A 23,410-nucleotide genomic window follows, 5' to 3' on the forward strand; every position below is an offset into this window, starting at 1 on the left:
CCCGGGAGTCAGCCGCGCTCGCGCCGGGCGCGGCGGTACGCCTTGCGGGTGTAGCCGATCACCAGAGCGGTCGGCAGGATCGCGCGGGTCAGGTGAACGAACGCCGAGTGGCCCGAGTCGGACGTCTGGACGATGGCGATCAGGAGGCCCGCGCCGAACACCACCTCCGACACCACCAGGAGCACGAACCAGACGGGCAGGCCCCGCAGGCCAGGAGACACCGACTTCCTGGCCTCGCCGCCCCCGGCCGGCGGCACGGGGGCCGTCTCTCGCGTCTCCCGCTCGCGCGGCCGTGGAATCCGCTCCGGGTCACGGGCCGGCAGCGGGACGACCGCGGCGGCGGGGACGGACGCGTCCAGCATCGCGATCCGCTCGGCCGTGACGTCCCGGAACAGGGTCGGCTCGACGGCCACGCGGAAGCCGTCGAGGCCGGTCAGATGCCGGGCCCCGTCGGGGCGGGTGGTCATCGCGGCGCAGGCGTCGTACCGGACGGTGACCGGGCCGCCCGGCACCAGCAGGCTCACGCCCTCGGCGCCGATGACCAGCGTGACGTCGTCGTTCTCCAGGGACGTGTGCCGGGTGCCGGTGACCTCGGACGGCGAGTACTCCGGGGCGAGGGTGAAGCCGGCCCAGTCGGCGCCTCGGGTCGGCACCTGGAGCAGCCCGCCGTCCCACGCCTCGCGGGCGACCTCGCGCAGGTCGGCGAGCGTGACCGCGCGCAGCTCGGCCTCGTGCTGCGCGCGGGACAGCAGCCGGTGGCCGAGCAGCAGGCCGAGCGCGTACGACGGCAGCATGACGGCGCCGAGATCGGGGGTGTCGTAGAGCTTGAGCAACTTGCCGCGCGCGGAATCCAGTTCGGCCTGTTCGATGGCGCCCGCGCGCAGCCGGGCCAGCGTGTCGACGAACCCGCCGACCACCGCGTCCTGCTTCTGCGGCAGGGCGTCGGCGTACGCGGTGAGGGTGGCGAAGTCGGCGTCGCGCGGGGTGTAGTCGGCCTCCGCCGAGTACGAGTAGCCGCCGTCCTGGCGCAGGTCCCGGAAGAGGGCGCGGCCCAGCACCTCGGCGAAGACGGCGGCCGCGCTGGAGCGGCGCAGCACGGCGTTGAAGACGACATGGCCGTCGTCGCCGCGGACGTAGGCCGGGGTGTCGGGCAGCGCGCTGGTCGCGGCCGGAGCGGGGTGGCGGCGGCCCGCGGGCAGGGTCAGGTCCAGGCCGTCCGGCACGTGGTCGCTGGTGATCCACAGCACCGCGTTGTCTCGGGTGAAGCGGGTCTCGGCCCAGTGCCGCACCTGGTCGGCGGTCAGGCTCCAGGTGCCGAGTTCCTCGTAGCTGGACAGACCGTAGCCCTGGGCGCCGTAACGCCACAGCGGAAGCTGGGAGCCGGGGCCGTTCGAGCGGTTCGCGGCCTCCGTGCGCAGGATCTCCTTCTCCGTCTCCAACCGGTCCAGCGGCAGGTCGCGCAGGGCCGCGCAGACGCCGTTGAGATAGCTGACGACCTCGTCCTCGGTGCCGGTGACGTGGAAGAGGGTGAACGTGTTCCCCGTGGCGCCGTTGTAGTGCAGGTCGGTCACGCCCAGACGGTGCAGTGCGAGATGTTCGACCAGGTGTGTGAGGCCGGAGGTGGCGAGCGTCTCGTCGGCCCGGCCCACGCGGAAGAAGAGGCCGGCGGTGATGTCGCCCTGGCGGCGCGGGGCGTGGAGGGTGGGGATCCCGTGGGTGGTGGTGTGGGAGATCAGGCCGTCGAGGGCGCCATCGTTGATGGAATCGGTTGCGTCGGTGGCGTCGGCGGGACCGGTGGAGTCGATGGTTTCGGGCGCAGCCGCGTCGGCGAGTCCGGTGGCCGTCTGCCGTCCCGTGATCATGTCTCTGGTGCTCATCTCTCCGTCCCCTCAGAGCGTCGCCAGTGCGGCCTGGCGGTACTTCGCGAACCGGGTCTTCCAGTCGGGCAGGTACTGCCAGAAGGACTGGGCCGCGGTGTCGCCCAGCGCGGCGAAGTGCCGGGCCGCGTCGGCGGTGTGACCGCCCAGGGAGAAGGCCAGGGCGAAGGTGCTGTGACCGGTGATCCGGTGGAAGCCGTCCCGGTAGTCGGGGTGCAGTACGGACACCTGGGCCGCGTGGCGCAGGTCGTCGCGGACCGACACGTCCCGCACGTACTCGGCTTGCTGGGCGTCGGTCAGGTCCGAGGCGTGCTCGATGTGGGCCTCGGCGACCAGGACCGCCGAGTGCGAGCCGTCCGGCGCGGCGGTCGCGCATTCCCGGGCGAAGCCGTGCGCGCTCTCCCAGGAGCCGCCCCACTTGGGGCACAGCTGCTGCAGCAACTGCGACTGCGCGCGGAAGTGGTGGGGGTGATGCGCCGACAGCCGGGCGTAGCGGCGGCGGGCCTCGAAGTGCCCCAGCTCGAGCCCGCGGGCGGTCAGCAGCCGGGCGGTCCAGGCGGGCGCGTACGCGGGCTGCTCGGCGCACACCTCGATCAGCAGCCGCTCCGCCTTGCGCAGCCAGTCGTGGAACTCGTCGAACTGCTCGCGTGAGACGTGCTGAGCCCGGGCGCCGCTGCGGATGTCCCAGCCGATGCGGATGTACCGCTCGGCCAGCAGCGTGCGCGGCAGCGGGTCGGCGGGCAGTGCCTCGGCCGCGGCCTCCAGATATCCCTCGGTCCCCTCGACGTCGGCGAGGGCGCCCGACGCGAAGGAGAAGTCGTCGACGGAGCCGAGCCCCGCGAAGAAGGCGCGGGTCGCCGCCCAGTCACCGGCGCGCGCGGCCGCGCGCAGCGGGGCGAGCCCGGGCAGCGCGTCGAACGGGTCGGACACGGGTGTGCCGGAGCCGGCGCGTCTGCCGCCGCCGTCCTGGTCCCCGTCCGTGCGTCTGCCGCTGGTCCTACTCGTCTTGGTCATGCGTCCGCCCCCCTTGGCGTCCCCATGCGTGCCGCATGAGTCGAATGCGTGCGCAATGCATGTGCGCCGACCGGCCCCCCAGGGCGCCCGGTGTGATCAATTCTTCGCAGGCTAGCAGGGGGTTGTGACAGGAGGGGACTCAAATACGGGTGGCCCAGCGGGCGTTCGGTCACCAGCCCGGCAGGCTCGACTGCCAGCCCGGCCGGTTCGGCTGACGAAGCGGTCGGGCAGGTGGCGCGTGGGAGCGTGTCGCTCGCCCGTGCCGCCGTACGCTGCTCGGTATGAGCATCATCGGGGTCGGGATCGACGTGGCCGAGATCGACCGGTTCGAGGCGGCGCTGGAGCGTACGCCGGGGCTGGCCGACCGGCTGTTCGTGGAGAGCGAGCTGTTGCTGCCCAGCGGGCTGCGCCGGGGCATCGCCTCGCTCGCGGCGCGGTTCGCGGCGAAGGAGGCCCTGGCCAAGGCGTTGGGCGCGCCGCCCGGACTGCTCTGGACCGACGCCGAGGTGTACGTCGAGGACAGCGGGCAGCCCCGGCTGCGGGTGAAGGGGACCGTGGCCGCCCGGGCCGCGGAGCTGGGCGTGCAGTCCTGGCACGTGTCGCTCAGCCATGACGCGGGTGTCGCGTCGGCCGTGGTGGTCGCCGAGGGCTAGGGGGTGTCGTTTGGATCAGGTCGGCTCCGGCCGACCGAGCTTCTTGGCGACGCCGGGATGAGCCAAACGACACCCCCTAGTCACCCGCGTGCGATGACGCTGCCTTCCGGGGGAGACTCGGTGCCATGCGTACTGCGTACAGCGTGGAGACGGTAAGGGCGGCCGAGCGGGCGTTGATGGCGCGGCTTCCGGAGGGTGCGCTCATGCAGCGGGCCGCCGCCGGGCTGGCCGCGGCCTGCGCGGAGTTCCTCGGGCGGGTGTACGGCAGTCGGGTGGTGCTGCTCGTCGGGAGCGGCGACAACGGCGGGGACGCGCTGTACGCCGGGGCCAGACTGGCCCGCCGGGGCGCGGGCGTCACGGCCGTACTGCTGGCGCCCGACCGCGCTCATGCCGGGGGGCTGGCCGCCCTGCGGCGGGCCGGGGGATCGGTCGTCCCGGCCGACGGTGCCGCCGAACAGGTGATTCTCACGGCGGACCTGGTGGTCGACGGGATCGTCGGGATCGGCGGGAGGGGCGGGCTGCGGGCCGATGCCGCGCGGCTGGCCGACGTGGTCGAGCGGTCCCGGGCCGGTGTCGTCGCCGTGGATCTGCCGAGTGGCGTGGAAGCCGACACGGGGGAGGTGCTCGGGGCGGCGATCCGGGCCGATCTCACCGTCACCTTCGGGACGTACAAGCCGGGGCTGCTGATCGATCCCGCGCGGGAGTACGCCGGGGTCGTGCGGCTCGTCGAGATCGGGCTCGAACTGCCCGCCGACGCCGGGCTGGAGTCCCTGCAGCATGCCGATGTGGCACGGCGGTTGCCCGTGCCGGCGGCGGAGAGCGACAAGTACCGGCGGGGGGTCGTGGGCATCGCCGCCGGCTCCTCACGGTACCCGGGGGCCGCCGTGCTCGCCGTTTCCGGGGCCCTGCGCGGTGGGGCGGGCGCCGTACGGTACGTCGGCCCCGCGGGGGACGCCGTCATCGCGCGGTTCCCGGAGACGCTCGTGTCCGACCGGGGCGCGGCCAAGGCGGGCCGCGTGCAGGCGTGGGTCGTCGGGCCCGGCGCCGGGGACGACGCGGGGAGCGTCAACGAGGTGCTCGGGATGGACGTGCCGGTGCTGCTGGACGCCGACGGGCTGCGGCTGGCGGAGCGGGACACCGTGCGGGGGCGTACGGCGCCGACCCTGATGACCCCGCACGCCGGTGAGGCGGCGGCCCTGCTGGGGGTGCGGCGGGAGGAGGTCGAGGGGGCGCGGCTGGCCTCCGTACGGGAGTTGGCGGCCGCGTATCGGTCGACCGTGTTGCTGAAGGGCTCGACGACCCTGGTGGCCGACGCCGAGGGCGGGGCGGTCCGGGTCAACGCGACCGGCACCGGGTGGCTCGCCACGGCGGGCAGCGGGGACGTGCTGTCGGGGCTCGCCGGGTCGTTGCTGGCGGCCGGGCTGCCGGCGCGGGACGCGGGGAGTGTGGCGGCCTATCTGCACGGGCTCGCCGGACGGTTCGCCGCGGAGGGCGCGCCCGCGGGGGCGCATGACGTTGCCGCGCGGATCCCGGAGGCGTGGAGGGACGTCGTACGGGGGTGAGGTCTCCGCTTCGACAGGGTCCTGCTGTCATCCCTTCAGGTACGCCAGCACGGCCAGCACCCGTCGGTTGTCCTCCGGGGACTGCTCGATCCCCAGCTTCCCGAAGAGGGACGCGATGTGCTTGGCCACCGCGCTCTCGCTGATGTGCAGGGCGGTGGCGACGGCCGTGTTGGAGCGGCCCTCGGCCATGAGGGCGAGGACCTCGTGCTCGCGGGGGGTGAGGGAGTCGGTGCGGCCCCGCTTCCCGCTGCGGTTCAGGAGCCTGGCGATGACCTGAGGGTCCATCACCGTGCCGCCGGCGGCGACCGTGCGCAGGGCGTCGACGAACTGGGCGGTGTGCGTGACGCGGTCCTTGAGGAGATAGCCGACGGCGCCCTCGCCGGACGCGAGGAGTTCATGGGCGTACAGCTGGTCGACGTACTGGGAGAGGATCAGCACCGGCAGGCCCGGGCGTGCGCGGCGGGCCTCCAGGGCGGCTTTGAGGCCCTCGTCCGTGTGGGTCGGCGGGAGGCGGATGTCGATCACCGCGACGTCGAGTGCGGTCTCGCGCAACGCCCGTACCAGCGCGGGGCCGTTGTCCACGGACGCCACGACCTCGCAGCCGTGCTCGCGCAGGGTGCGGGTCAGGCCGTCGCGGAGGAGGAAGAGGTCTTCGGCGAGGACGACGCGCACGGGATCTCCAGGGTCGCGGTGGTCGGTCCGCCCGGCGGGCTGTGCAGGGCGAGCGTGCCGTCGAAGGTATCCAACCGGCGCCGTACGCCCGCCAGTCCGGTCCCGGCCGACGGGTCGGCGCCGCCGTGGCCGTCGTCCGTGACGGTGACGCGCAGCCGCGTGCCGTCGTGGGTGAGGGTGATCTCCACGCCGGTCGCGTCGGCGTGCTTGGCCGCGTTGGTGAGGAGTTCGGAGACGGCGAAGTAGGCCGCCGACTCCACGGGGGCGGGCAGGCGGGCCGGTGGCAGGTGTACGACGACCTCGACGTCCAGGTGACTGTCCAGGGCCAGGGAGCGGACCGCGTCGGCGAGGCCGCGGTCGGCCAGGATCGGTGGATGGATGCCGTGGACCAGGTCCCGCAGGTCCTGGAGCGCCCGCTCGGAGGTGGCGCGCACGTCCAGGAGGAGGGCGCGGGCGGCTTCGAGGGCGGGGGAGGGGACGGTGCCGGGGTCGGCATGGGTATCAGTGCCTGTGCCTGTGGCGGTACCCGTTTCCGTGCCCGTGGCGGTGTCGAGCAGGCGGGTGGCCTTGTCGAGGGTGAGGCCCAGGGCCACCAGGCGGGCCTGGGCGCCGTCGTGCAGGTCCCGTTCGATACGGGTGAGTTCGGCCGCGTGCACGTCCAGGGCGGTCGCCCGGGTGTCGGCGAGGCGGGCCACGCGCCGGGCCAGCTCGGTGCTGCGGGGCGCGGACAACAGGCGGTGCGTGAGGCGGGCGTGCAGGGCCGCGACGGCCGGGGCCAGGCACAGGCCCGCCCCGGCGAGGACCAGGCCCAGCAGCAGCGCGGCCGTCGTCGTGGCCGGGGAGACGACCGGCACGAAGGCGTACCAGTTGCCGTCGCCCAGCCGGCGCCACACGAACGGCTGGACCAGCGCGCCGAACACCCCGTACTCGACCAGCGCGAGCGGAACCGCCGCCAGGACCCCGCCCGTCCACGGCTCCAGCCACGCCCAGCGCAGCTCGTGCCAGAAGCCGTCGTCCGCGAGGAGCGCGGCGCTGGTACGGCGCGCCGACGTGCCGTCGGGGAGAGGGTCGGGGGCGTTCACCGGCCGGCCGCTCCAGCGGGCCGCGCGGGCGCGGTACCGGTCGGACACGCGCCGCAGCAGCCGGGCCGCCGGAGGCAGCAGCCAGAAGCCGAGTCCGAGCGGCACGAGCAGCAGAGCCCCCGTCACCAGCAGCCCGGCACCGGACACCAGAAACCCCGTCAGGCCGACGAGCTGACACCGGCCCAGCGCGATCAGGCGGTGGCCGAGTGCGGCCCGTGCGCCGATCCGGGATCCCCGGACATCCCCCGCTCCCATACCCCCGCCCCACCTCACCCCGCGGTCGCCGGGATCGTAACCGCCTGCCGCCGCCGGGACCGTCGTATCCACGGCACCGCCGCCACCGCGCAGGCCAGGCCGAACAGGACCATCGGGGCCGGCCGGCCCGTCTCCTCGTCCATGAACAGCAGCATCCCGAGGTTGACCAGGGCGTGGAAGGCGCCCGCGAGGAGCAGTCGGCGAAGGCCCGCGACCTCCTCCAGGGCGAGGCCCAGGACGACGGACATCGCGACCGTGGCCAGCAGGAAGCCGGCCGCGTAGGCCGGGGCCTCGGCCAGCACCTGGACGTGCCACAGGCCCCACACCACCCCCACCGTCGCCGACGCGGTGAGCAGGCCGAAGCGGGTGCGCAGGAGGGGCTGGAGGAAGCAGCGCCAGCCGATCTCCTCACCGCAGGCGCCGACCAGTTGGGCCACGACGATCAGGAGGAAGGGGTGGCGCAGGGACAACGGATCGGTGGCGTGCGGGGTGCCGGTGAGGAGGGCGTACGGGATCGCCGACAGCGCGATGATCAGGAGGGGAGTGGCGAGCAGGAGCCGGGGCGAGGCCCCCGGAGCCGGCCCGTCCCTGAGCAGCCCGCGCGTCCGTGACGGCCACAGCAGCGCCGCCACGGCCACCCCCAGTGCCGGCCCGAACTGGGTCAGCTGGACCACTTCCGTGGGGATCCCGGTGGCCGGCTGGGCCGCCCCCAGCGCCCCGGCCGCCAGGAAGGCGACCACCGAGTAGACCCCGGCCGGCGCCGTCCAACGCCGTCTCGTCCGCGTGTTCGTCCGCTTCGTCCGCAGGCTCGTCTGCATGTTCGTCCGCATGGCTTCGACGATGCCGGGCGGCGTGGCGAGGCGGACTGCACCTGGTTGCCCGATCGCCCTGTACCCAGGTCCACCCCTCGGGTGACCCGCCCGCGCGGCATCCCGGATCCGCGAAAGCCGCACGTTTGGCTGATCGCATGATCAGCGGACGAATCACCCCACAGCGTGTCAAACGGCATGTATGTCTTACCCGTCGAACCCTCGCCGTCCTCCTCGCCGCCGCCACCGCACTCCCCGCAGCAGGCGTCGCGGCAGCCGCCCCCAAGCCCCCGGCCCCTGCCCCGGCTCCCGCCCCCTCCTCAGAACTCGTCGACGCGGCTGCGGGGACGTACGACCCGATCTCGGCCATGAAGAACCCGAACGCGGCGAAGAAGTGCCCCGTCCGCTCGTACCGGGTCGCCTGCGTGGACCTGGACCGGCAGCTGACCTGGGTGCAGAAGCGCTCCAAGGTGGTGTTCGGTCCGGTGCCGATCCGCAGCGGGGGTGAGGGGTACGCCACCCGCGGCGGCTGGCACAGGGTCTACTGGAAGCACAAGAACCACTGGTCGACCCTCTACGACCAGGCCATGCCGTACTCCCAGTTCTTCGACGGGGGCCAGGCCTTCCACGGCGTGTACGGCAGTATTGACACGGACCACGGTTCCTACGGCTGCGTCAACCTGAAGCTCGCGGACGCCCGCAAGCTGTGGGGCGTGCTGAAGAAGGGGGACCGGGTGTACGTGTGGGGGCGACGTCCGGGCAGCTAGCGGGCCCGTCGGGGAGTGCGGCCGGGGGCTGTCGGAGCCCTCTGAGAGACTGGGGGCGCCATGAGTGAGACTTCAGCTGTGCCGACCGCACACCTGCGTGCCCGCGCCGAGATCGACCTGGGTGCGCTGCGCGCCAATGTGCGCGCGCTGCGCGCCCGGGCGAAGGGCGCGGCCCTGATGGCCGTCGTCAAGTCGGACGCGTACGGCCACGGGGCGGTGCCGTGCGCCCGCGCGGCCCTCGCTGCGGGCGCGAGCTGGCTGGGCACGGCCACGCCCGAGGAGGCGCTGGCGCTGCGCGCGGCCGGGCTGCCGGGCCGCGTCATGTGCTGGCTGTGGGTCCCGGGCGGCCCCTGGCGGCAGGCGGTCGAGGCGGGCATCGACGTGTCCCTCAGCGGCATGTGGGCGCTGCGCGAGGTGACCGAGGCCGCGCGGGCGGCGGGCCGCACCGCGCGCGTGCAGCTGAAGGCCGACACCGGGCTCGGCCGCAACGGCTGCCAGCCCGCCGACTGGCCCGAGCTGGTGGCGGAGGCCCTGCGCGCCGAGTCCGAGGGGCTCGTCCGGGTCACCGGTCTGTGGTCCCACTTCGCCTGCGCCGACGAGCCCGGGCACCCCTCCATCGCCGCCCAGCTCGACCGGTTCCGGGAGATGGTGGCGTACGCGGAGGAGCAGGGCGCCCGCCCGGAGGTGCGGCACATCGCCAACTCCCCGGCCACGCTGACCCTTCCGGAGTCCCACTTCGACCTGGTCCGTACCGGTATCGCCCTGTACGGCATCTCGCCCAGCCCGGAGCTGGGCACCCCGGCCGACTTCGGGCTGCGCCCGGTGATGACGCTGAGCGCGTCGCTGGCACTGGTCAAGCACGTGCCGGGCGAACACGGCATCAGCTACGGCCACCACTACGTCACCCCCGGCGACACCACCCTCGGCCTGGTGCCGGTGGGTTACGCGGACGGCATCCCGCGGCACGCCTCCGGCACCGGTCCGGTACTGGTCGACGGCAAGTGGCGGACGGTCGCGGGGCGGGTCGCGATGGACCAGTTCGTGGTCGACCTGGGCGGCGACGAGCCGCCGGTGGGCACCGAGGCCGTGCTGTTCGGGCCCGGCGACCGGGGCGAGCCCACCGCCGAGGACTGGGCGCAGGCCTGCGGCACCATCGCGTACGAGATCGTCACCCGGATCGGAACGCGCGTTCCTCGCGTCTATGTGAACGGGACACAGGACGAAGAGGACTGATCCTCCCCGGTTTCGAGGCCACCAGAGCCACCAGAGCCACGAGACCCACGAGAGTCACGGCAGTCACGAGAACCACACCGGCACCACCCGTTCGACCCACCTGGCGAACTGCAGTACGGCGAAGAGGAGCGGTACGTGAGCGAGAGCAGTGCGGAGGCCGTGGCGGACGCCGTCGCCTCGGCGGCCGCGGCTTCCGCCGCGGGGGCGGCCGCGGGCAACTGGCGCAGGGCGACCGGCATCGCCGGCACCGCGATAGGCGTCCTCGCCGCGGGGGCGGCCGCCGGCGTCGCCATAGAGCGCATGACGGTGGGGCGCGGGATGCGCCGCAAGGCCCGGCTGGCACTGGACTCGACGGGCCCGTACGGCACCCTGCGCGGCACCCCGGGCAAGGCGTACGCCGACGACGGCACCGAGCTGTACTACGAGGTCGACGACGTCGAACCCGACACCGGCCCGAACGTCTCCCCGCGCCGCCGCCGGCTCTTCGGCCGCAAGGCGCCCGCCCCCGTCACCGTCGTCTTCAGCCACGGCTACTGCCTCAACCAGGACTCCTGGCACTTCCAGCGCGCGGCCCTGCGCGGGGTCGTACGGACCGTGCACTGGGACCAGCGCAGCCACGGGCGCTCCGGGCGGGGCGTGGCCCAGACCGGGGACGGCGTGCCCCTCACCATCGAGCAGCTCGGCCGCGACCTGAAGGCCGTCCTCGACGCGGCCGTGCCCGAGGGCCCGATCGTGCTGGTCGGTCACTCGATGGGCGGAATGACGGTGATGGCCCTGGCGGCGCAGTACCCGGAGTTGATCCGGGACAGGGTGGTCGCCACCGCCTTCGTCGGTACGTCGTCCGGGCGGCTCGGCGAGGTCAACTTCGGTCTGCCGGTGGCGGGTGTCAACGCCGTGCGCCGGATCCTCCCCGGCGTACTGAAGGCGCTCGGGCAGCAGGCGGAACTGGTGGAGAAGGGGCGCCGGGCCACCGCCGACCTGTTCGCCGGGATCATCAAGCGGTACTCGTTCGGCGGGCGGGACGTCGACCCCGCGGTGGCGCGGTTCGCCGAGCGGATGATCGAGTCCACGCCGATCGACGTGGTCGCCGAGTTCTACCCGGCCTTCACCGACCACGACAAGACCGAGGCCCTGGCCTGCTTCCGGGACTTCCCGGTGCTCGTACTGGCCGGAGTGCGGGACCTGGTCACGCCCAGCGAGCACAGCGAGGCCATCGCCGACCTGCTGCCCGAGGCCGAGCTGGTGCTGGTGCCGGACGCCGGGCATCTGGTCATGCTGGAGCATCCGGAGGTGGTCATAGACCGCCTTGCCGATCTGCTCGCCCGCGCGGGTGCCGTGCCCGCAGGAGCTACCGTAAGTGGTTATGGAAGCACCAGCAGCACCGCACAACCCCGCTGAGACCCGGCTGACGATCACCTCGCCCGAGCAGATGCGGGAGCTGGGCCGCAGGCTGGCCAAGCTGCTGCGCGCGGGCGACCTGGTGATGCTCTCCGGGGAGCTCGGCGCCGGCAAGACGACGCTGACCCGCGGGCTCGGCGAGGGCCTCGGAGTGCGTGGCGCGGTCACCTCGCCGACCTTCGTGATCGCCCGGGTGCACCCCTCCCTCGGCGACGGTCCGCCGCTCGTGCACGTCGACGCCTACCGGCTCGGCGGCGGCCTCGACGAGATGGAGGACCTGGATCTCGACGTCTCGCTGCCCGAGTCGGTGATCGTCGTGGAGTGGGGCGAGGGCAAGGTCGAGGAGCTGACCGAGGACCGGCTCCAGGTCGTCATCCACCGGGCCGTGGGGGACACCTCGGACGAGGTACGGCACGTCACGCTGACCGGGATCGGGCAGCGGTGGGCGGAAGCGGAGCTGGAGACGCTCACGGCCTGAGCCGACCGGCACGCCGATCGGACCGGCACCGGAACACGTTTCCGACAAGCCGTCGGGAAGATATTGCGCAGGACGTCCCGGGCGTGGTCACATGGTAGCCAGCCCGCGGTTAGGTGTACCTAACTACGCCCGCCCCCGCAGCTCAGGAGGCGTCCATGCCCGCTTCTCGACCCACGGAACAGCCCACGCGGCCGGTGCTCACCGGGGTGTCCATGCGCGATCTGCTGGCGTCGTGCGCGGCGGCGGACGCGGTCTCCCGGCCCCCGCACGACCCGGAACCCGGGACGCCCGGGGCACCCGAACCGGCGGAGGGGCACCGCGACGCGGCCTAGGGGCCTTCGTCCGGGACGGCTCCGCTAGCGGATCACGACGACCGGCACCCCGATCGTCGCGAACTTCCACATCTCGTCGCCGTCCGCCCGCGTCTCCCGGATGCCGCCCGTCTTCACGCCGCTCTCGGTGTTCGCGGGCGCCCCGCCGCCCACGGCCGCACTGAAGCCGATCGCCACGCCGTCCACGCTGGTGAAGCGCACGACGTGCTCGACGGGGACGCCGTCGGTGCCGGTGACGGCGTTCGAGCGGGAGGTGACCCAGTAGTGGCCGGGCGCCGGGTCGACGAGGCCCGGGTGCACGGAGAAGGTGCGCTGGACCCGGTCGCGGTCGTCGACCAGCCAGACCCGGTCGTCGTCCACCGAGTACACGACCCGTTCACCCTTCCCGGAACCGCCCGGCAGCGCGGTCGGGTGCCGCCGGTCGCGCGGGGCCTTGCTGACGGCCGCCGAGGGCGACGCGCCCGCCGAGGACGGGCTTCCCAGGTTCGCCGGAACGTGCGCCTGTGCCTGGTAGGCGAGGAAACCGACGGTGCCGACGGCCACCGCGGTCAGGCCGGCCACGATCCCCGAGCTGGTCCCTGCCACGTCCGCCCACCTCTGCTGCCTCGCGTGGATATGTCGTACTTCGTGTCGTACGTCGTACAGACCGTAGCAGTCAGTGACCGCCCGACCGGGACGGGCGTGCGTTCGGCGCGAGCGCCGTAGGCTGTTCGCGTGCTCTTGCTCGCTCTGGATACCGCCACCCCCGCCGTCACCGTCGCGTTGCACGACGGCACGCACGTCATCGCCTCGTCGAGTCAGGTGGACGCGCGCCGGCACGGAGAGCTGCTGCTGCCGGCCGTCGACCGCGTCCTCGCCGAGGCGGGGCTCAAGCTGGAGGCCGTCACCGGCATCGTCGTCGGCACCGGGCCCGGCCCCTACACCGGTCTGCGCGTCGGTCTGATGACCGCCGACACCTTCGGCCTCGCGCTCGACGTCCCCGTGCACGGTCTGTGCACGCTGGACGCTCTCGCCTATGCCGCCGACATCGAGAAGGGCCCCTTCGTCGTGGCCACCGACGCCCGGCGCAAGGAGGTCTACTGGGCGACGTACGCCGACTCCCGCACCCGGCTGACCGGCCCGGCCGTCGACCGCCCCGCCGACATCGCCGAGCGGGTCGCGGGGCTCCCCGCGGTCGGCGCGGGCGCGCTGCTGTACCCGGACACGTTCCCGAGCGCCCACGAGCCCGAGCACGTGTCCGCCGCCGCGCTCGCCTCGCTGGCCGCCGAGAAGCTGGCCGCGGGCGAGGAGCTGCCGGAGCCCCGGCCGCTGTACCTGCGCCGGCCCGACGCCCAGGTCCCCAAGAACTACAAGGTGGTCACGCCGAAGTGACGGCACAGCTGCGCGAGATGCGCTGGTGGGACATCGACCCGGTCCTGGGGCTGGAGAAGGACCTGTTCCCCGAGGACGCCTGGTCCCGGGGCATGTTCTGGTCCGAGCTGGCCCATGCCCGGGGCCCGGAGGCGACCCGGCGCTACCTCGTGGCCGAGGAGGACGACCGGATCGTCGGCTACGCGGGCCTCGCCGCCTCCGGTGACCTGGGCGACGTCCAGACCATCGCCGTCGCCCGCGAGCTCCAGGGCACCGGCCTGGGCGCCCGGCTGCTGACCGAGCTGCTGCGGGCCGCGACCGACTTCGAGTGCGCCGAGGTGATGCTCGAGTGCCGGGTGGACAACATCCGCGCCCAGAAGCTCTACGAGCGCTTCGGCTTCGCCCCCATCGGGTTCAGGCGCGGCTACTACCAGCCGGGCAACGTGGACGCCCTGGTGATGCGCCTGACCGACCCCTCCTCATCCGTACCAGGATCAGTACAAGGAACCGACATCAATGGCTGACGAACCTCTCGTCCTCGGTATCGAGACCTCCTGCGACGAGACCGGCGTCGGCATCGTCCGCGGCACCACCCTGCTGGCCGACGCCGTCGCCTCCAGCGTCGACGAGCACGCCCGCTTCGGCGGTGTCGTCCCGGAGGTGGCGTCCCGGGCGCACCTGGAGGCGATGGTCCCGACCGTCAACCGCGCGCTGAAGGAGGCGGGCGTCTCCGCGAAGGACCTCGACGGCATCGCGGTCACCGCCGGGCCCGGTCTCGCGGGCGCCCTGCTGGTCGGCGTCTCGGCGGCCAAGGCGTACGCCTACGCGCTCGGCAAGCCGCTGTACGGCGTCAACCACCTCGCCTCCCACATCTGCGTGGACCAGCTGGAGCACGGCCCGCTGCCCGAGCCGACGATGGCCCTGCTGGTGTCCGGCGGCCATTCCTCGCTGCTGCTGTCCGAGGACATCACCTCCGACGTCCGGCCGATGGGCGCGACCATCGACGACGCGGCCGGCGAGGCCTTCGACAAGATCGCCCGCGTGCTGAACCTGGGCTTCCCGGGCGGCCCGGTCATCGACCGCTACGCCCGCGAGGGCGACCCGGCGGCGATCGCCTTCCCGCGCGGTCTGACCGGTCCGCGCGACCCGGCGTACGACTTCTCCTTCTCGGGTCTGAAGACGGCCGTGGCCCGCTGGATCGAGGCCAGGCGGGCGGCCGGCGAGGAGGTCCCGGTCCGGGACGTGGCCGCCTCCTTCCAGGAGGCCGTGGTGGACGTCCTGACCCGCAAGGCCGTGCGTGCCTGCAAGGACGAGGGCGTCGAGCACCTGATGATCGGCGGCGGTGTGGCCGCCAACTCCCGGCTGCGGGCCCTCGCCCAGGAGCGGTGCGAGGCCGCCGGCATCCGGCTGCGCGTCCCGCGCCCCAAGCTGTGCACGGACAACGGCGCGATGGTCGCCGCGCTCGGCGCGGAGATGGTCGCCCGGGGCCGGTCCGCCTCCGGCTGGGACCTGTCCGCCGACTCCTCCCTGCCGGTCACGGACACCCATGTCCCCGGTGACCACGGCCACGGCCGTGATCACGACCATGTGCACGAGGTCAGCAAGGAGAACCTGTACTCGTGACGGTCGCGCTGATGTGGGAGGCCCGGGCGGCCGAGGGGCGGGGGGCGGAACTCCTCGCCTGGGTGGGGGAGCAGGGCCTGGCGGAGGAGCCGTTGCGCCGGGAGACCTTCCGCGCGCCTCAGGACCGGGTGCTGGTCATCACGTGGTGGGACGCGCGGTACGACGCCCGGCTCCCCGAACTGCCCGATCCCGAACCGGAGTTGGTGGCCCGTGCGGTGCACCGCTGGCGCTTCGAGCAGGTGCCGGGCGCCTGAGGTTGGGTTCTCCGGCCGGACTGCGCTATGATCATCACACAGCGAACGGCCGGAACACCGGCCCGGACGCAGTGCGTTGGTGGTCCAAGGAAAGACGCCCCGCTTCCTGCGGGGAAATGCAGGTGCAAGGCCTGCCCGGCGCTCCACACGAACCCCGCTCCCGGTTCTCCGGGAGCGGGGTTCGCCGTTGTTCAGACCCCGTCCGCCACGACCTCGCAGCGCAGCCCGCGGTCCGTCCCCAGGACCCGCCGCGATCCCGTCAGCCGCAGGCGCGCCGTGTGCCGTGTCTCCGCGCTGGACGGGCCCAGGCGCAGCTCCAGTTCGCCCGGCTCCACGATCCGTGTGCCGGTGCGGTCGGTGAAGGACGACAGGTCCGGGTGGAAGCGGAAGGTGAGGCGGCGGGACTCACCGGCGGCCAGCTCCAGCCGCTGATAGCCGATCAGGCGCACGTCCGGGCGGGTCACCGAGGCCACCGGGTCGTGCAGATAGAGCTGGACGACCTCCGCGCCGGCGCGGTCACCGGTGTTGCGGACGGTCAGCGAGAGGTCGTGCGAGCCGTCCGTGCCGATCTCCGCGACTTCACCGGCTTCGCCGAGGTCGCCGAGTTCGCCGCCCGTGAAGTCCTCCCAGGTGAACGTCGTGTAGGAGCGGCCGTGCCCGAACGGGTACAGCGGGGTCGGGTCCAGGCTGCTGACCTCGCCGGCCAGGCCCAGCGGGGGCTGGAGGTAGGTCCAGGGCTGTCCGCCGGGCCCGTGCGGCACGCTCACCGGGAGGCGGCCGGAGGGGTTCACCCGGCCGGACAGCACCCCGGCCACCGCCGGGCCGCCCTCCTCGCCGGGGAAGAAGGCCTGCACGACCGCGCCGAGCCGGCCCTGCCAGCGGCCCAGGGCGTAGGGGCGGCCGGTGAGCAGCACGAGGACGACCGGGACGCCCGTCGCCACCAGCGCGTCCAGCAGCTCCGCCTGGACTCCGGGCAGGTTCAGGTCGGCCACGTCGCAGCCCTCGCCCGAGGTGCCCCGGCCGAACAGGCCCGCGCGGTCGCCGAGCACCGCCACGCACACGTCCGCCTCCGCCGCCCGGGCCACGGCCTCCTCGAAGCCGCCGGTGTCCGGGTCCGAGACCCCGCAGCCCTCGGCGAACGTCACCTTGGCGTCGGCGAGTTCGGCGCGCAGGGAGTCCAGCACGGTGGGGATCTCGATACCGAGGGGGACCTCGGGGTGGTGGGGGAGGACGTGGGAGGGGAAGGAGTAGCAGCCCAGCATGGCCAGCGCGTCCGCCGCGCGTGGGCCGACGACCGCGATCCGGGCGTCGGGTGCGAGGGGCAGCAGCCCGTCGGGGTTGTCGAGCAGCACCACCGACTCCTCCGCGAGCCGGCGGGCCACGGCCCGGTTCCCCGCCGAGTCCAGGTCGAGCGGGCCGTCCGGCTCCGGGCGCCAGTCCTCGTCCAGCAGGCCCAGCTCGCACTTCTGCAGCAGCACCCGGCGGGCCGCGCGGTCCACCAGGGCCTCGGGGACGCGGCCCTGCCGTACGGCGGCGACGAGCGGCGGGCCGTAGCACCTGAGGGTCGGCAGCTCCACGTCGATGCCCGCTTCCAGGGCGAGGCCGGCGGCCTCCGCTTCGTCTCCCGCGACCCGGTGCAGGGTCTGCAGGAAGCCGATGCCGAAGTAGTCGGCGACCACCGTGCCGGTGAAGCCCCACTCCTCGCGCAGCAGGCCGGTCAGCAGGCCCGGGTCGGCGGAGGCGGGCACGCCGTCGGTCTCGGTGTAGGCCGCCATCACCGAGCGGGCCCCGCCCTCGCGCAGCGCCATCTCGAACGGCGGCAGGGTGACGTCCGCGAGCTCCCGTACGCCCGCCCGGACCGGGGCGAGGTTGCGGGCGCCCGCCGAGGCGGCGTACCCGGCGAAGTGCTTGAGCGTGGCGACGACCCCGGCGGACTCCAGGCCCCGGACGTAGGCGGTGCCGACCGTGCCGACCAGGTACGGGTCCTCGCCGATCGTCTCCTCCACCCGGCCCCAGCGGGGGTCGCGGACCACGTCCAGGACGGGGGCCAGGCCCTGGTGGACGCCGGCCGCGCGCAGGTCGTCGCCGATCCGGCGGCCCATCTCCGCCACCAGTTCCGGGTCGAAGGAGGCACCCCAGGCGAGCGGGACGGGATACGCCGTCGCCCGCCAGGCGGTGAAGCCGGCCAGGCACTCCTCGTGGGCGACCGCCGGTATGCCGAAGCGGTTCGCGGCGGCGATCTGCCGCTGGGCGCGGGCGAGCGCGCGGGCGGCGGTGTCCGGGTCCACGGGGGCGGTGCCGAAGGAACGGGTCAGCTGGCCGAGGCCCTGGGCGATCAGCTCGTCCCAGTCGAGGTCGACGGTCATCTCGTGTTGCAGCGGGGCGACTCCGTCGCCGTCCGTGGCGGCCCCCACCCACACGCCGTACAGCTGGGCGGTCTTCTCCTCCAGGGTCATCCGGGAGAGCAGGTCGTCGACGCGGACGGCGGCGGGCAGGGCGGGGTCGCGCCAGGGGGCGGTGCTCATGAAACTCCCGTCGGGATAGAGGTGATCACTTGCCGCCCACGCCCATCAGGCCGCCGACCAGGGCCCGGCGGGCCACCAGGTACACGGCGAAGATCGGGATGCCGGAGAGGACGACCGAGGCGAGCAGGGCGGGGATGTTCACGCCGAACTGGCTCACGTAGTTGAACAGGCCGAGGGTCAGCACGCGCGGCTCCTCGGACTGGGTGAAGATCAGCGGGAAGAGGAGGCCGTTCCAGGCCTGGAGCGCCGCGTAGACGACGACGGTGCTGATGCCGCCCTTGGACAGGGGGACGACCAGCTGGAACAGCATCCGGGTGGGCGAGGCGCCGTCCAGGGCCATCGCCTCGTACACCTCCTCCGAGATGTCCCTGAGGGTGCCGGTGAGGATCAGGATGGACACCGGCATCGCGAACGCGGCCGTCGGCAGGATGATCGCGAGGAGGCTGTCGTAGAGGTTCAGCTTGGCGATCATCAGGTAGAGCGGTACGACGACCGCCTGCGCCGGGATGGCCACGCCGAGCAGGAACAGCCGGAAGGCGGCCCCGGACCAGAAGCCCCGGGTCCGTACGGCGACGTAGGCGAGCGGCACGCACAGCACGACCACGATCGCCACGACCGCGGCCGCCACCAGCGCGGTGTTCCACAGGTAGTGGCCGAAGCCGTTGTGCAGCACGGTGTCGTAGTTGGCGAGGGTCGGACGGCTCGGCGGTTTCAGGGCGTTGTCGCCCAGCGCCTCGTCCTGGCGGGTGAGCGAGGCCGAGATCATCGCGTAGACCGGGACGATGACGACGACCAGCCAGATCACCGAGCCGAGGCCGGCGAGCGGGTTGGCCCGCCGGGCCCGGCGCCGGCGGCGGCGTCCGGCGGGCCCCGCCGGGGGCGCCGCGTCGGTCTTCACGGGGCGGGGCAGCGTGTCGTGTGACATGGGGTGTGACACTGCGTCACATTCCTTCCCTGGTACTGCGCATCGCGCCGAAACCGGACAGCCGCACCAGCAGCAGGGACAGCGCGGTCGCGGCCACCACCAGGAAGGAGGCGATGGCGCTGGCGTAGCCGAAGTCGTAGCTCTTGAACCCGGCCTCGTACATCAGGTACGGCAGGGTCGCCGTGTCGGTGCCGGGGCCGCCCTGGGTGAGGATCAGGACGGTCTCGAAGTAGGTCAGCGAGCCGACGACCATCAGCACGCCGGAGGTGGTCGCGGTGTTGCGCAGCTGGGGCAGCGTGATGGAGAAGAACTGGCGGTAGCGGCCCGCGCCGTCGATCGCCGCCGCCTGGTAGAGGACCTCGGGGATCTGCCGGGCCCCGCCCTGGTAGATCAGGGTGTGGAAGGGGATGAACTGCCAGCCGCCGACGAACACGATCGCCAGGAAGGCGCCGCTCGTCGAGCCGAGGGTGTCGCCGTGGACGATGCCGAAGTTCGGGTCGAGCAGGGCGTAGAACAGCAGCGAGATCGCCGTCGAGGACAGCAGGAACGGCACGAAGAAGACGGCCGAGAGGACCGCGCGGTTGCGCTGCGGGCCCGCCGCCCAGACGCCGAGCAGCAGGGAGACGACCGTCTGGAAGGCCCAGCTGACCACCGTGAGCAGCACGGTGACCGTGAGGGACTGGGTGAGCCGGTCGTCGCCGAGCAGCTTGTGCCAGTTGGCGAGGCCGGCCGGCTCGGGGTCGCCGAGTCCGTTCCACTTGGTGAAGGACAGGCCGAACGCCAGCACCATGGGGGCGAGGGCGAAGAACGCGAAGAACAGCACGCCGGGCAGGGCCCAGGCGGCGTGCGGGCGGCCCGCCTCGGCCCGGGAGCCGCCGGGCGGGCGGCCCGCCCCGACGCGCGAGCCGCCCTTCACCGCGGTGGTGCTCACTTCAGCCCCTGCAGGGCCGACACGAACTGGCTCGGCGAGGACTTGCCCACGAACAGCTTGTTGACCTCGGTGAGCATCGGCGTCGACACGTTCGGGTCGACGGCCTGGTCCCAGCTGAGCGTGAACGCCGGGGCCTGCTGCACCATCCGGTACTGGAACTTCGCGAACTCCGGGTTCGGCGAGGCGTCCAGCAGCTTCTCGGCGTTCGTCGTGGTCGGGATGTCGCCGTTGGCGACCAGGTCCTTGGCGTACTGCTCGGAGGCGCAGTCGCGCAGGAAGGCGAGCGCGGCGTCCTTGTTGGAGGTACGGGCGTTGACGGACCAGTAGTTGGTGGGGTTGCCGACGACGTTGCGGATGTCGCCGGCGCCGCCCTCGATGCTCGGGAACGCGGTCCAGCCGAGGTCCTTCTTCGCGAAGTCCGGGAACTTGCCGAGCTGGGTGGAGTACTCCCAGGAGCCCATCAGGTGCATCGCCGCCCTGCCCTTGGCGAACACGGCCGGGGCGCCGCCGTTGGTGTAGGCGACCGAGCTGTAGCCCTTGCCGAAGGCGCCGTCGTCGATGAGCTGCTTGACCGTCTGGGCGGCCTTGAGGACGGCCGGGTCGCCCCAGCCGGATGCGTCGCCGTTCTTGATGCGGTCGAAGACCTGGGGGCCGCCGATGCGGTCGACCAGGTACTCCAGCCACATCAGCTCGGGCCAGATGTCCGAGCCGCCGAGCGCGAACGGGGTGATCTTCGCCTTCTTCAGCTTGGCGTTGATGTCGAGCAGCTGGTCCCAGGTGGTGGGCGGCTGGAGCTTGTGCTCGGCGAAGAGCGACTTGTTGTAGAAGAGGATCACGGGCTGCATGCCGCGCATCGGGATGCCGTAGTTGCGCCCGCTCAGCCCGCCGGCCGCGAGGACCGAGGGCAGGAAGCCGCTCTTCAGGACCGGGTCCGACGTGATGGTGTCGGTCAGGTCGACCAGCTGGTTGGCGTCCTTGTACGCCTTGATCGAGCCGCCGCCCCAGTTGAAGAACACGTCGGGCGCGTTGGGCGAGCCCATCGCCGTGCGCAGCTTCGCCGGATAGTCGGCGCCGGGCACCTTCTCCAGCTTGATCCTGCCCTTGGCCTTCTTGGCGGCGGCCGACGCGTTGAACCGGTCGACGGCCTTGAGCTGGATCTTGGCCGCGTCGTCGCCGTACACGAACGCGGTGAGCGTGCCACCGCCGCCGCCGGAACCCCCGGAGGAGCCACAGGCCGAGAGGCCGGCGGTGACAAGTGTGGTGACACCGGCGCCGAGCACCCAGCGCCTGCTGAACGTACGCCCGCCGTTGGACGTGGTGGACTCCATGACCCCTGGCCTCTCGCAATGTTTCGATTGGCTTTCCGAATGTTCCGGGAAGGTATGGCGGAAGAAGGGCTTCGTCAAGGGGTCGCGCAGGGATACGATCGCGGGCATGAAGCCTGGGAAGTCCGTGGAAACACAGACAGCGACGCTCGCCGAGATCGCCCGCGAGGCCGGGGTCTCCACCCCGACTGTTTCGAAGGTCCTCAACGGCCGCGCCGACGTCGCCCCCTCGACCCGCACCCGTGTCGAGGAGCTGCTGCGCGCGTACGGCTACCGGCGCCGGCGCGCCGAGGCTTCCCGCTCCCCGCTGATCGACCTGGTCTTCCACGAGCTGGAGAGCGCCTGGGCGATGGAGGTCATCCGGGGCGTGGAGAACGTGGCGCAGGGCGCGGGCCTGAGCGTGGTCCTCTCCGAGTCCGCCGGGCGGCTCACCCCGGGCCGGACCTGGGCCGACCAGGTCGCCGCCCGCCGCCCGCACGGGGTGGTGCTGGTGCTCTCCGAGCTGGACGGGGCCCAGCGGGCGCTGCTGACCAGCCGGTCCATCCCGTTCGTGGTCGTGGACCCGGCCGGCGACCCGGGCCCGGACGTGCCCTCCATCGGCGCCACCAACTGGCAGGGCGGGCTCGCCGCCACCCGGCATCTGGTGGAACTGGGCCACACCCGGATCGGCGCGATCAGCGGTCCGTCCCGGATGATGTGCAGCCGGGCCCGCATCGACGGCTACCGGGCGGCCCTGGAGACGGCCGGCCTGCCGGTCGACCCCTCCCTCGTGATGACCGGCGACTTCCACCACGACGCCGGCTACCGCCTGGGCCTGGAGCTGCTGCGCCGCCCCGACCGGCCGACCGCCGTCTTCGCGGGCAACGACCTGCAGGCGCTCGGCCTGTACGAGGCGGCCCGCGAGCTGGGGCTGCGCATCCCGGAGGACGTCAGCGTCGTCGGCTTCGACGATCTGCCGGTGGCCCGCTGGGTCGGCCCGCCGCTGACGACCGTACGACAGCCGCTGACCGAGATGGCCGAGGCCGCCGCCCGGCTCGTGCTGGAGCTGGGGCGCGCCGAGGAGGAGGGGCGGGCGGCGACCCGGGTGGAGCTGGCGACCAGCCTGGTCGTGCGGTCGAGCACGGCGGCGCCCGCGGCGGGCTGAGAACCGCGAACCCCACCCCCGCCGCATGGTCGAAACTTTCGGCGTGGTGAGAATTTCCGAAGAAAACCGTCTCGCACGGCTTCCCCTAACAGTCCCCTAATAATTCGGACTTACGTTCCTGCCCGTGACGCGACAAGGGGAGCAGGGCGACACGGGCATACGGGCGGGGCGGCGGTCGCGAGCGGTGAAAGCCGCCGGCCTCACCCTGGCGGGGGCCCTGGTGCTGGGCGTGGCGGCCGCGGGCTGGGCGTACTGGCATCTCAACCACAACATCAGAAGCGTCGACATCAACAGCGCGCTCGGCGACGACCGGCCCGCCCGGGCGGTGTCCGCCCCGTCCGCGACCGCCCCGGCCGGCGCCTCGGCCACCGCCTCCCCGCTGCCGACCGGCGCCCTGAACATCCTGGTCCTCGGCTCCGACTCGCGCAGCGGCAAGGCCAACAAGGAGCTGGGCGGCGGCGACAGCACCGGCGCCCGTTCCGACACCGCGATGGTGGTGCACATCGACGCGGGCCGGACCGGGGCCACCGTCGTCAGCATCCCGCGCGACACCCTCGTCACCCGCCCGTCCTGCCCGCTGCCCTCCGGGGGCTCGACGGCGACGGCGTACGGCGCGATGTTCAACAGCGCCTACGCGGTGGGCGGGCCGGTGTGCGCGGTGAAGACGGTCGAGTCGATGACGAACGTCCGCATGGACCACTACATCGAGATCGACTTCTCCGGATTCGCGAAGCTGGTGGACACGCTCGGCGGGGTCACGGTCACCACCGACCAGGACATCGACGACGACAAGAGCCATCTGCACCTGCCGTCCGGAACCCACCACCTGAACGGCACCCGCGCCCTCGCGCTCGCCCGCACCCGGCACGGCATCGGCGACGGCAGCGACCTGGGCCGCATAGGCCTCCAGCAGAAGCTGGTCACGGCCCTGCTGGAGCAGATGGCCGCGACCGACCTGCTCTCCGACCCGGCGGGGCTCTACCGGGCCGCCGACGCGGTCACCGCCGGCCTCACCACCGACACCGGCCTGGACTCGCTGGGCGAGCTGATGCGGCTCGGCGAGAGCCTGAAGGGCCTCACCGCGGACCATGTGCGGACGGTGATGATGCCGGTCGTCACGGCACCCTCGGACCCCAACCGGGTGGTGGCGAAGGAGCCGGCGGCGGACGATCTGTGGGCGTCCCTGCGCTGAGAAAAAAAT

Annotated in this window: 22 protein-coding genes and 1 pseudogene; 13 read left to right on the top strand and 10 right to left on the bottom strand. The window is 73.1% G+C overall.

The genetic code is table 11. From position 1 onward, the window contains the following. Positions 1-8: 8 nt before the first annotated feature. Both ABZ865_RS11645 and ABZ865_RS11650 read right to left on the bottom strand, forming a co-directional pair. Positions 9-1,877, bottom strand: coding sequence for an insulinase family protein (locus tag ABZ865_RS11645; protein WP_361227591.1), 1,869 nt, complete (start codon positions 1,875-1,877; stop codon positions 9-11). Positions 1,878-1,889: 12 nt separating this feature from the next. After that, positions 1,890-2,891 (bottom strand): hypothetical protein, encoded by a 1,002-nt coding sequence (locus ABZ865_RS11650; protein ID WP_361227594.1) that lies wholly within the window; start codon positions 2,889-2,891, stop codon positions 1,890-1,892. A 281-nt stretch (positions 2,892-3,172) separates the two neighbouring features. On the opposite strand from ABZ865_RS11650, the gene ABZ865_RS11655 reads away from it, so the two are divergent. Both ABZ865_RS11655 and ABZ865_RS11660 read left to right on the top strand, forming a co-directional pair. Further along, a complete protein-coding gene (locus ABZ865_RS11655; protein ID WP_361227597.1) occupies positions 3,173-3,544 on the top strand; it encodes a holo-ACP synthase in 372 nt (123 codons plus the stop codon). A gap of 125 nt (positions 3,545-3,669) precedes the next feature. Continuing rightward, positions 3,670-5,106, top strand: a complete 1,437-nt coding sequence (locus ABZ865_RS11660) for an NAD(P)H-hydrate dehydratase (RefSeq protein ID WP_361227600.1) — start codon at positions 3,670-3,672, stop codon at positions 5,104-5,106. Positions 5,107-5,133: 27 nt separating this feature from the next. Here ABZ865_RS11660 and ABZ865_RS11665 read toward each other — a convergent pair whose 3' ends face one another. The 3 genes from ABZ865_RS11665 to ABZ865_RS11675 are packed head-to-tail and all read right to left on the bottom strand — an operon-like array spanning position 5,134 to position 7,945. After that, a complete protein-coding gene (locus ABZ865_RS11665) occupies positions 5,134-5,778 on the bottom strand; it encodes a response regulator transcription factor (RefSeq protein WP_361227603.1) in 645 nt (214 codons plus the stop codon). Beyond that, positions 5,730-7,115, bottom strand: coding sequence for a sensor domain-containing protein (locus ABZ865_RS11670; RefSeq protein WP_361227606.1), 1,386 nt, complete (start codon positions 7,113-7,115; stop codon positions 5,730-5,732). Before ABZ865_RS11670 ends, ABZ865_RS11665 begins: the two co-directional genes overlap by 49 nt. Before the next feature lie 14 nt (positions 7,116-7,129). Further along, positions 7,130-7,945 carry a CPBP family intramembrane glutamic endopeptidase gene (locus tag ABZ865_RS11675; RefSeq protein ID WP_361227609.1) on the bottom strand — a complete coding sequence of 272 codons (816 nt, stop codon included), beginning with the start codon at positions 7,943-7,945 and terminating at the stop codon, positions 7,130-7,132. Positions 7,946-8,283: 338 nt separating this feature from the next. Between ABZ865_RS11675 and ABZ865_RS11680 the strand changes: the two are divergent. From ABZ865_RS11680 to ABZ865_RS11700, 5 genes and pseudogenes are all read left to right on the top strand, one after another. Beyond that, a pseudogene (locus ABZ865_RS11680) lies at positions 8,284-8,691 on the top strand (L,D-transpeptidase); the annotation flags it as partial. Between the two features lie 60 nt (positions 8,692-8,751). Beyond that, positions 8,752-9,924, top strand: coding sequence for an alanine racemase (gene alr, locus ABZ865_RS11685; RefSeq protein WP_361227611.1), 1,173 nt, complete (start codon positions 8,752-8,754; stop codon positions 9,922-9,924). Between the two features lie 135 nt (positions 9,925-10,059). Then, positions 10,060-11,322, top strand: a complete 1,263-nt coding sequence (locus ABZ865_RS11690; protein WP_361227614.1) for an alpha/beta hydrolase — start codon at positions 10,060-10,062, stop codon at positions 11,320-11,322. Then, positions 11,288-11,800, top strand: coding sequence for a tRNA (adenosine(37)-N6)-threonylcarbamoyltransferase complex ATPase subunit type 1 TsaE (tsaE, locus tag ABZ865_RS11695; protein ID WP_361227617.1), 513 nt, complete (start codon positions 11,288-11,290; stop codon positions 11,798-11,800). The genes ABZ865_RS11690 and tsaE overlap by 35 nt, the downstream gene beginning before the upstream one ends. A 155-nt stretch (positions 11,801-11,955) precedes the next feature. Continuing rightward, complete coding sequence (locus ABZ865_RS11700; protein ID WP_361227620.1) at positions 11,956-12,132, top strand: hypothetical protein; 177 nt, start codon at positions 11,956-11,958, stop codon at positions 12,130-12,132. A 24-nt stretch (positions 12,133-12,156) separates the two neighbouring features. Here the strand turns inward: ABZ865_RS11700 and ABZ865_RS11705 are convergent, their stop codons facing one another. After that, positions 12,157-12,717, bottom strand: a complete 561-nt coding sequence (locus tag ABZ865_RS11705; RefSeq protein WP_361227623.1) for a hypothetical protein — start codon at positions 12,715-12,717, stop codon at positions 12,157-12,159. 129 nt (positions 12,718-12,846) lie between these two features. Here ABZ865_RS11705 and tsaB point away from each other — a divergent pair, with 129 nt between their 5' ends. Genes tsaB through ABZ865_RS11725 form a run of 4 tightly spaced genes read left to right on the top strand, consistent with a single transcriptional unit; the run spans position 12,847 to position 15,359 of the window. Beyond that, a complete protein-coding gene (gene tsaB / locus ABZ865_RS11710) occupies positions 12,847-13,503 on the top strand; it encodes a tRNA (adenosine(37)-N6)-threonylcarbamoyltransferase complex dimerization subunit type 1 TsaB (protein ID WP_361227625.1) in 657 nt (218 codons plus the stop codon). A gap of 17 nt (positions 13,504-13,520) precedes the next feature. Then, positions 13,521-14,006 carry a ribosomal protein S18-alanine N-acetyltransferase gene (rimI, locus tag ABZ865_RS11715; protein WP_361229625.1) on the top strand — a complete coding sequence of 162 codons (486 nt, stop codon included), beginning with the start codon at positions 13,521-13,523 and terminating at the stop codon, positions 14,004-14,006. Further along, positions 13,999-15,105 (top strand): tRNA (adenosine(37)-N6)-threonylcarbamoyltransferase complex transferase subunit TsaD, encoded by a 1,107-nt coding sequence (gene tsaD, locus ABZ865_RS11720; RefSeq protein ID WP_361227628.1) that lies wholly within the window; start codon positions 13,999-14,001, stop codon positions 15,103-15,105. Before rimI ends, tsaD begins: the two co-directional genes overlap by 8 nt. After that, positions 15,102-15,359: a hypothetical protein gene (locus tag ABZ865_RS11725; RefSeq protein ID WP_361227631.1), complete on the top strand. Its 258-nt coding sequence runs from the start codon at positions 15,102-15,104 to the stop codon at positions 15,357-15,359. Before tsaD ends, ABZ865_RS11725 begins: the two co-directional genes overlap by 4 nt. Positions 15,360-15,550: 191 nt before the next feature. On the opposite strand, the gene ABZ865_RS11730 is transcribed toward ABZ865_RS11725, so the two are convergent. From ABZ865_RS11730 to ABZ865_RS11745, 4 genes are read right to left on the bottom strand one after another with little or no spacing between them, the layout of a single operon-like run. Beyond that, positions 15,551-17,884: a glycoside hydrolase family 3 N-terminal domain-containing protein gene (locus ABZ865_RS11730; protein WP_361227634.1), complete on the bottom strand. Its 2,334-nt coding sequence runs from the start codon at positions 17,882-17,884 to the stop codon at positions 15,551-15,553. Between the two features lie 25 nt (positions 17,885-17,909). After that, positions 17,910-18,809 (bottom strand): carbohydrate ABC transporter permease, encoded by a 900-nt coding sequence (locus ABZ865_RS11735; protein ID WP_361227637.1) that lies wholly within the window; start codon positions 18,807-18,809, stop codon positions 17,910-17,912. Positions 18,810-18,825: 16 nt separating this feature from the next. Next, positions 18,826-19,725 (bottom strand): sugar ABC transporter permease, encoded by a 900-nt coding sequence (locus tag ABZ865_RS11740; protein ID WP_361229628.1) that lies wholly within the window; start codon positions 19,723-19,725, stop codon positions 18,826-18,828. 11 nt (positions 19,726-19,736) lie between these two features. Next, complete coding sequence (locus ABZ865_RS11745) at positions 19,737-21,068, bottom strand: extracellular solute-binding protein (protein WP_361227640.1); 1,332 nt, start codon at positions 21,066-21,068, stop codon at positions 19,737-19,739. A gap of 106 nt (positions 21,069-21,174) precedes the next feature. Between ABZ865_RS11745 and ABZ865_RS11750 the strand changes: the two genes are divergently transcribed. After that, a complete protein-coding gene (locus tag ABZ865_RS11750) occupies positions 21,175-22,209 on the top strand; it encodes a LacI family DNA-binding transcriptional regulator (RefSeq protein ID WP_361227643.1) in 1,035 nt (344 codons plus the stop codon). A gap of 124 nt (positions 22,210-22,333) precedes the next feature. After that, positions 22,334-23,401 (top strand): LCP family protein, encoded by a 1,068-nt coding sequence (locus ABZ865_RS11755; RefSeq protein WP_361227646.1) that lies wholly within the window; start codon positions 22,334-22,336, stop codon positions 23,399-23,401. The last annotated feature ends 9 nt before the right edge of the window (positions 23,402-23,410 follow it).

The sequence above is a fragment of the Streptomyces sp. NPDC047085 genome (genome assembly GCF_040643735.1).
Classification (GTDB): Bacteria; Actinomycetota; Actinomycetes; order Streptomycetales; family Streptomycetaceae; genus Streptomyces.

Bases quoted from the DNA above. Each gene is read 5' to 3' on its own strand.
- ABZ865_RS11675 (WP_361227609.1), bottom strand. From the start codon at position 7,945: ATGCGGACGAACATGCAGACGAGCCTGCGGACGAAGCGGACGAACACG.
- rimI (WP_361229625.1), top strand. From the start codon at position 13,521: ATGCGCTGGTGGGACATCGACCCGGTCCTGGGGCTGGAGAAGGACCTG.
- ABZ865_RS11700 (WP_361227620.1), top strand. From the start codon at position 11,956: ATGCCCGCTTCTCGACCCACGGAACAGCCCACGCGGCCGGTGCTCACC.
- ABZ865_RS11750 (WP_361227643.1), top strand. From the start codon at position 21,175: ATGAAGCCTGGGAAGTCCGTGGAAACACAGACAGCGACGCTCGCCGAG.
- ABZ865_RS11660 (WP_361227600.1), top strand. From the start codon at position 3,670: ATGCGTACTGCGTACAGCGTGGAGACGGTAAGGGCGGCCGAGCGGGCG.
- ABZ865_RS11745 (WP_361227640.1), bottom strand. From the start codon at position 21,068: ATGGAGTCCACCACGTCCAACGGCGGGCGTACGTTCAGCAGGCGCTGG.
- ABZ865_RS11670 (WP_361227606.1), bottom strand. From the start codon at position 7,115: ATGGGAGCGGGGGATGTCCGGGGATCCCGGATCGGCGCACGGGCCGCA.
- ABZ865_RS11650 (WP_361227594.1), bottom strand. From the start codon at position 2,891: ATGACCAAGACGAGTAGGACCAGCGGCAGACGCACGGACGGGGACCAG.
- tsaD (WP_361227628.1), top strand. From the start codon at position 13,999: ATGGCTGACGAACCTCTCGTCCTCGGTATCGAGACCTCCTGCGACGAG.
- alr (WP_361227611.1), top strand. From the start codon at position 8,752: ATGAGTGAGACTTCAGCTGTGCCGACCGCACACCTGCGTGCCCGCGCC.
- ABZ865_RS11645 (WP_361227591.1), bottom strand. From the start codon at position 1,877: ATGAGCACCAGAGACATGATCACGGGACGGCAGACGGCCACCGGACTC.
- ABZ865_RS11655 (WP_361227597.1), top strand. From the start codon at position 3,173: ATGAGCATCATCGGGGTCGGGATCGACGTGGCCGAGATCGACCGGTTC.
- ABZ865_RS11735 (WP_361227637.1), bottom strand. From the start codon at position 18,809: ATGTCACACGACACGCTGCCCCGCCCCGTGAAGACCGACGCGGCGCCC.
- tsaE (WP_361227617.1), top strand. From the start codon at position 11,288: ATGGAAGCACCAGCAGCACCGCACAACCCCGCTGAGACCCGGCTGACG.
- ABZ865_RS11730 (WP_361227634.1), bottom strand. From the start codon at position 17,884: ATGAGCACCGCCCCCTGGCGCGACCCCGCCCTGCCCGCCGCCGTCCGC.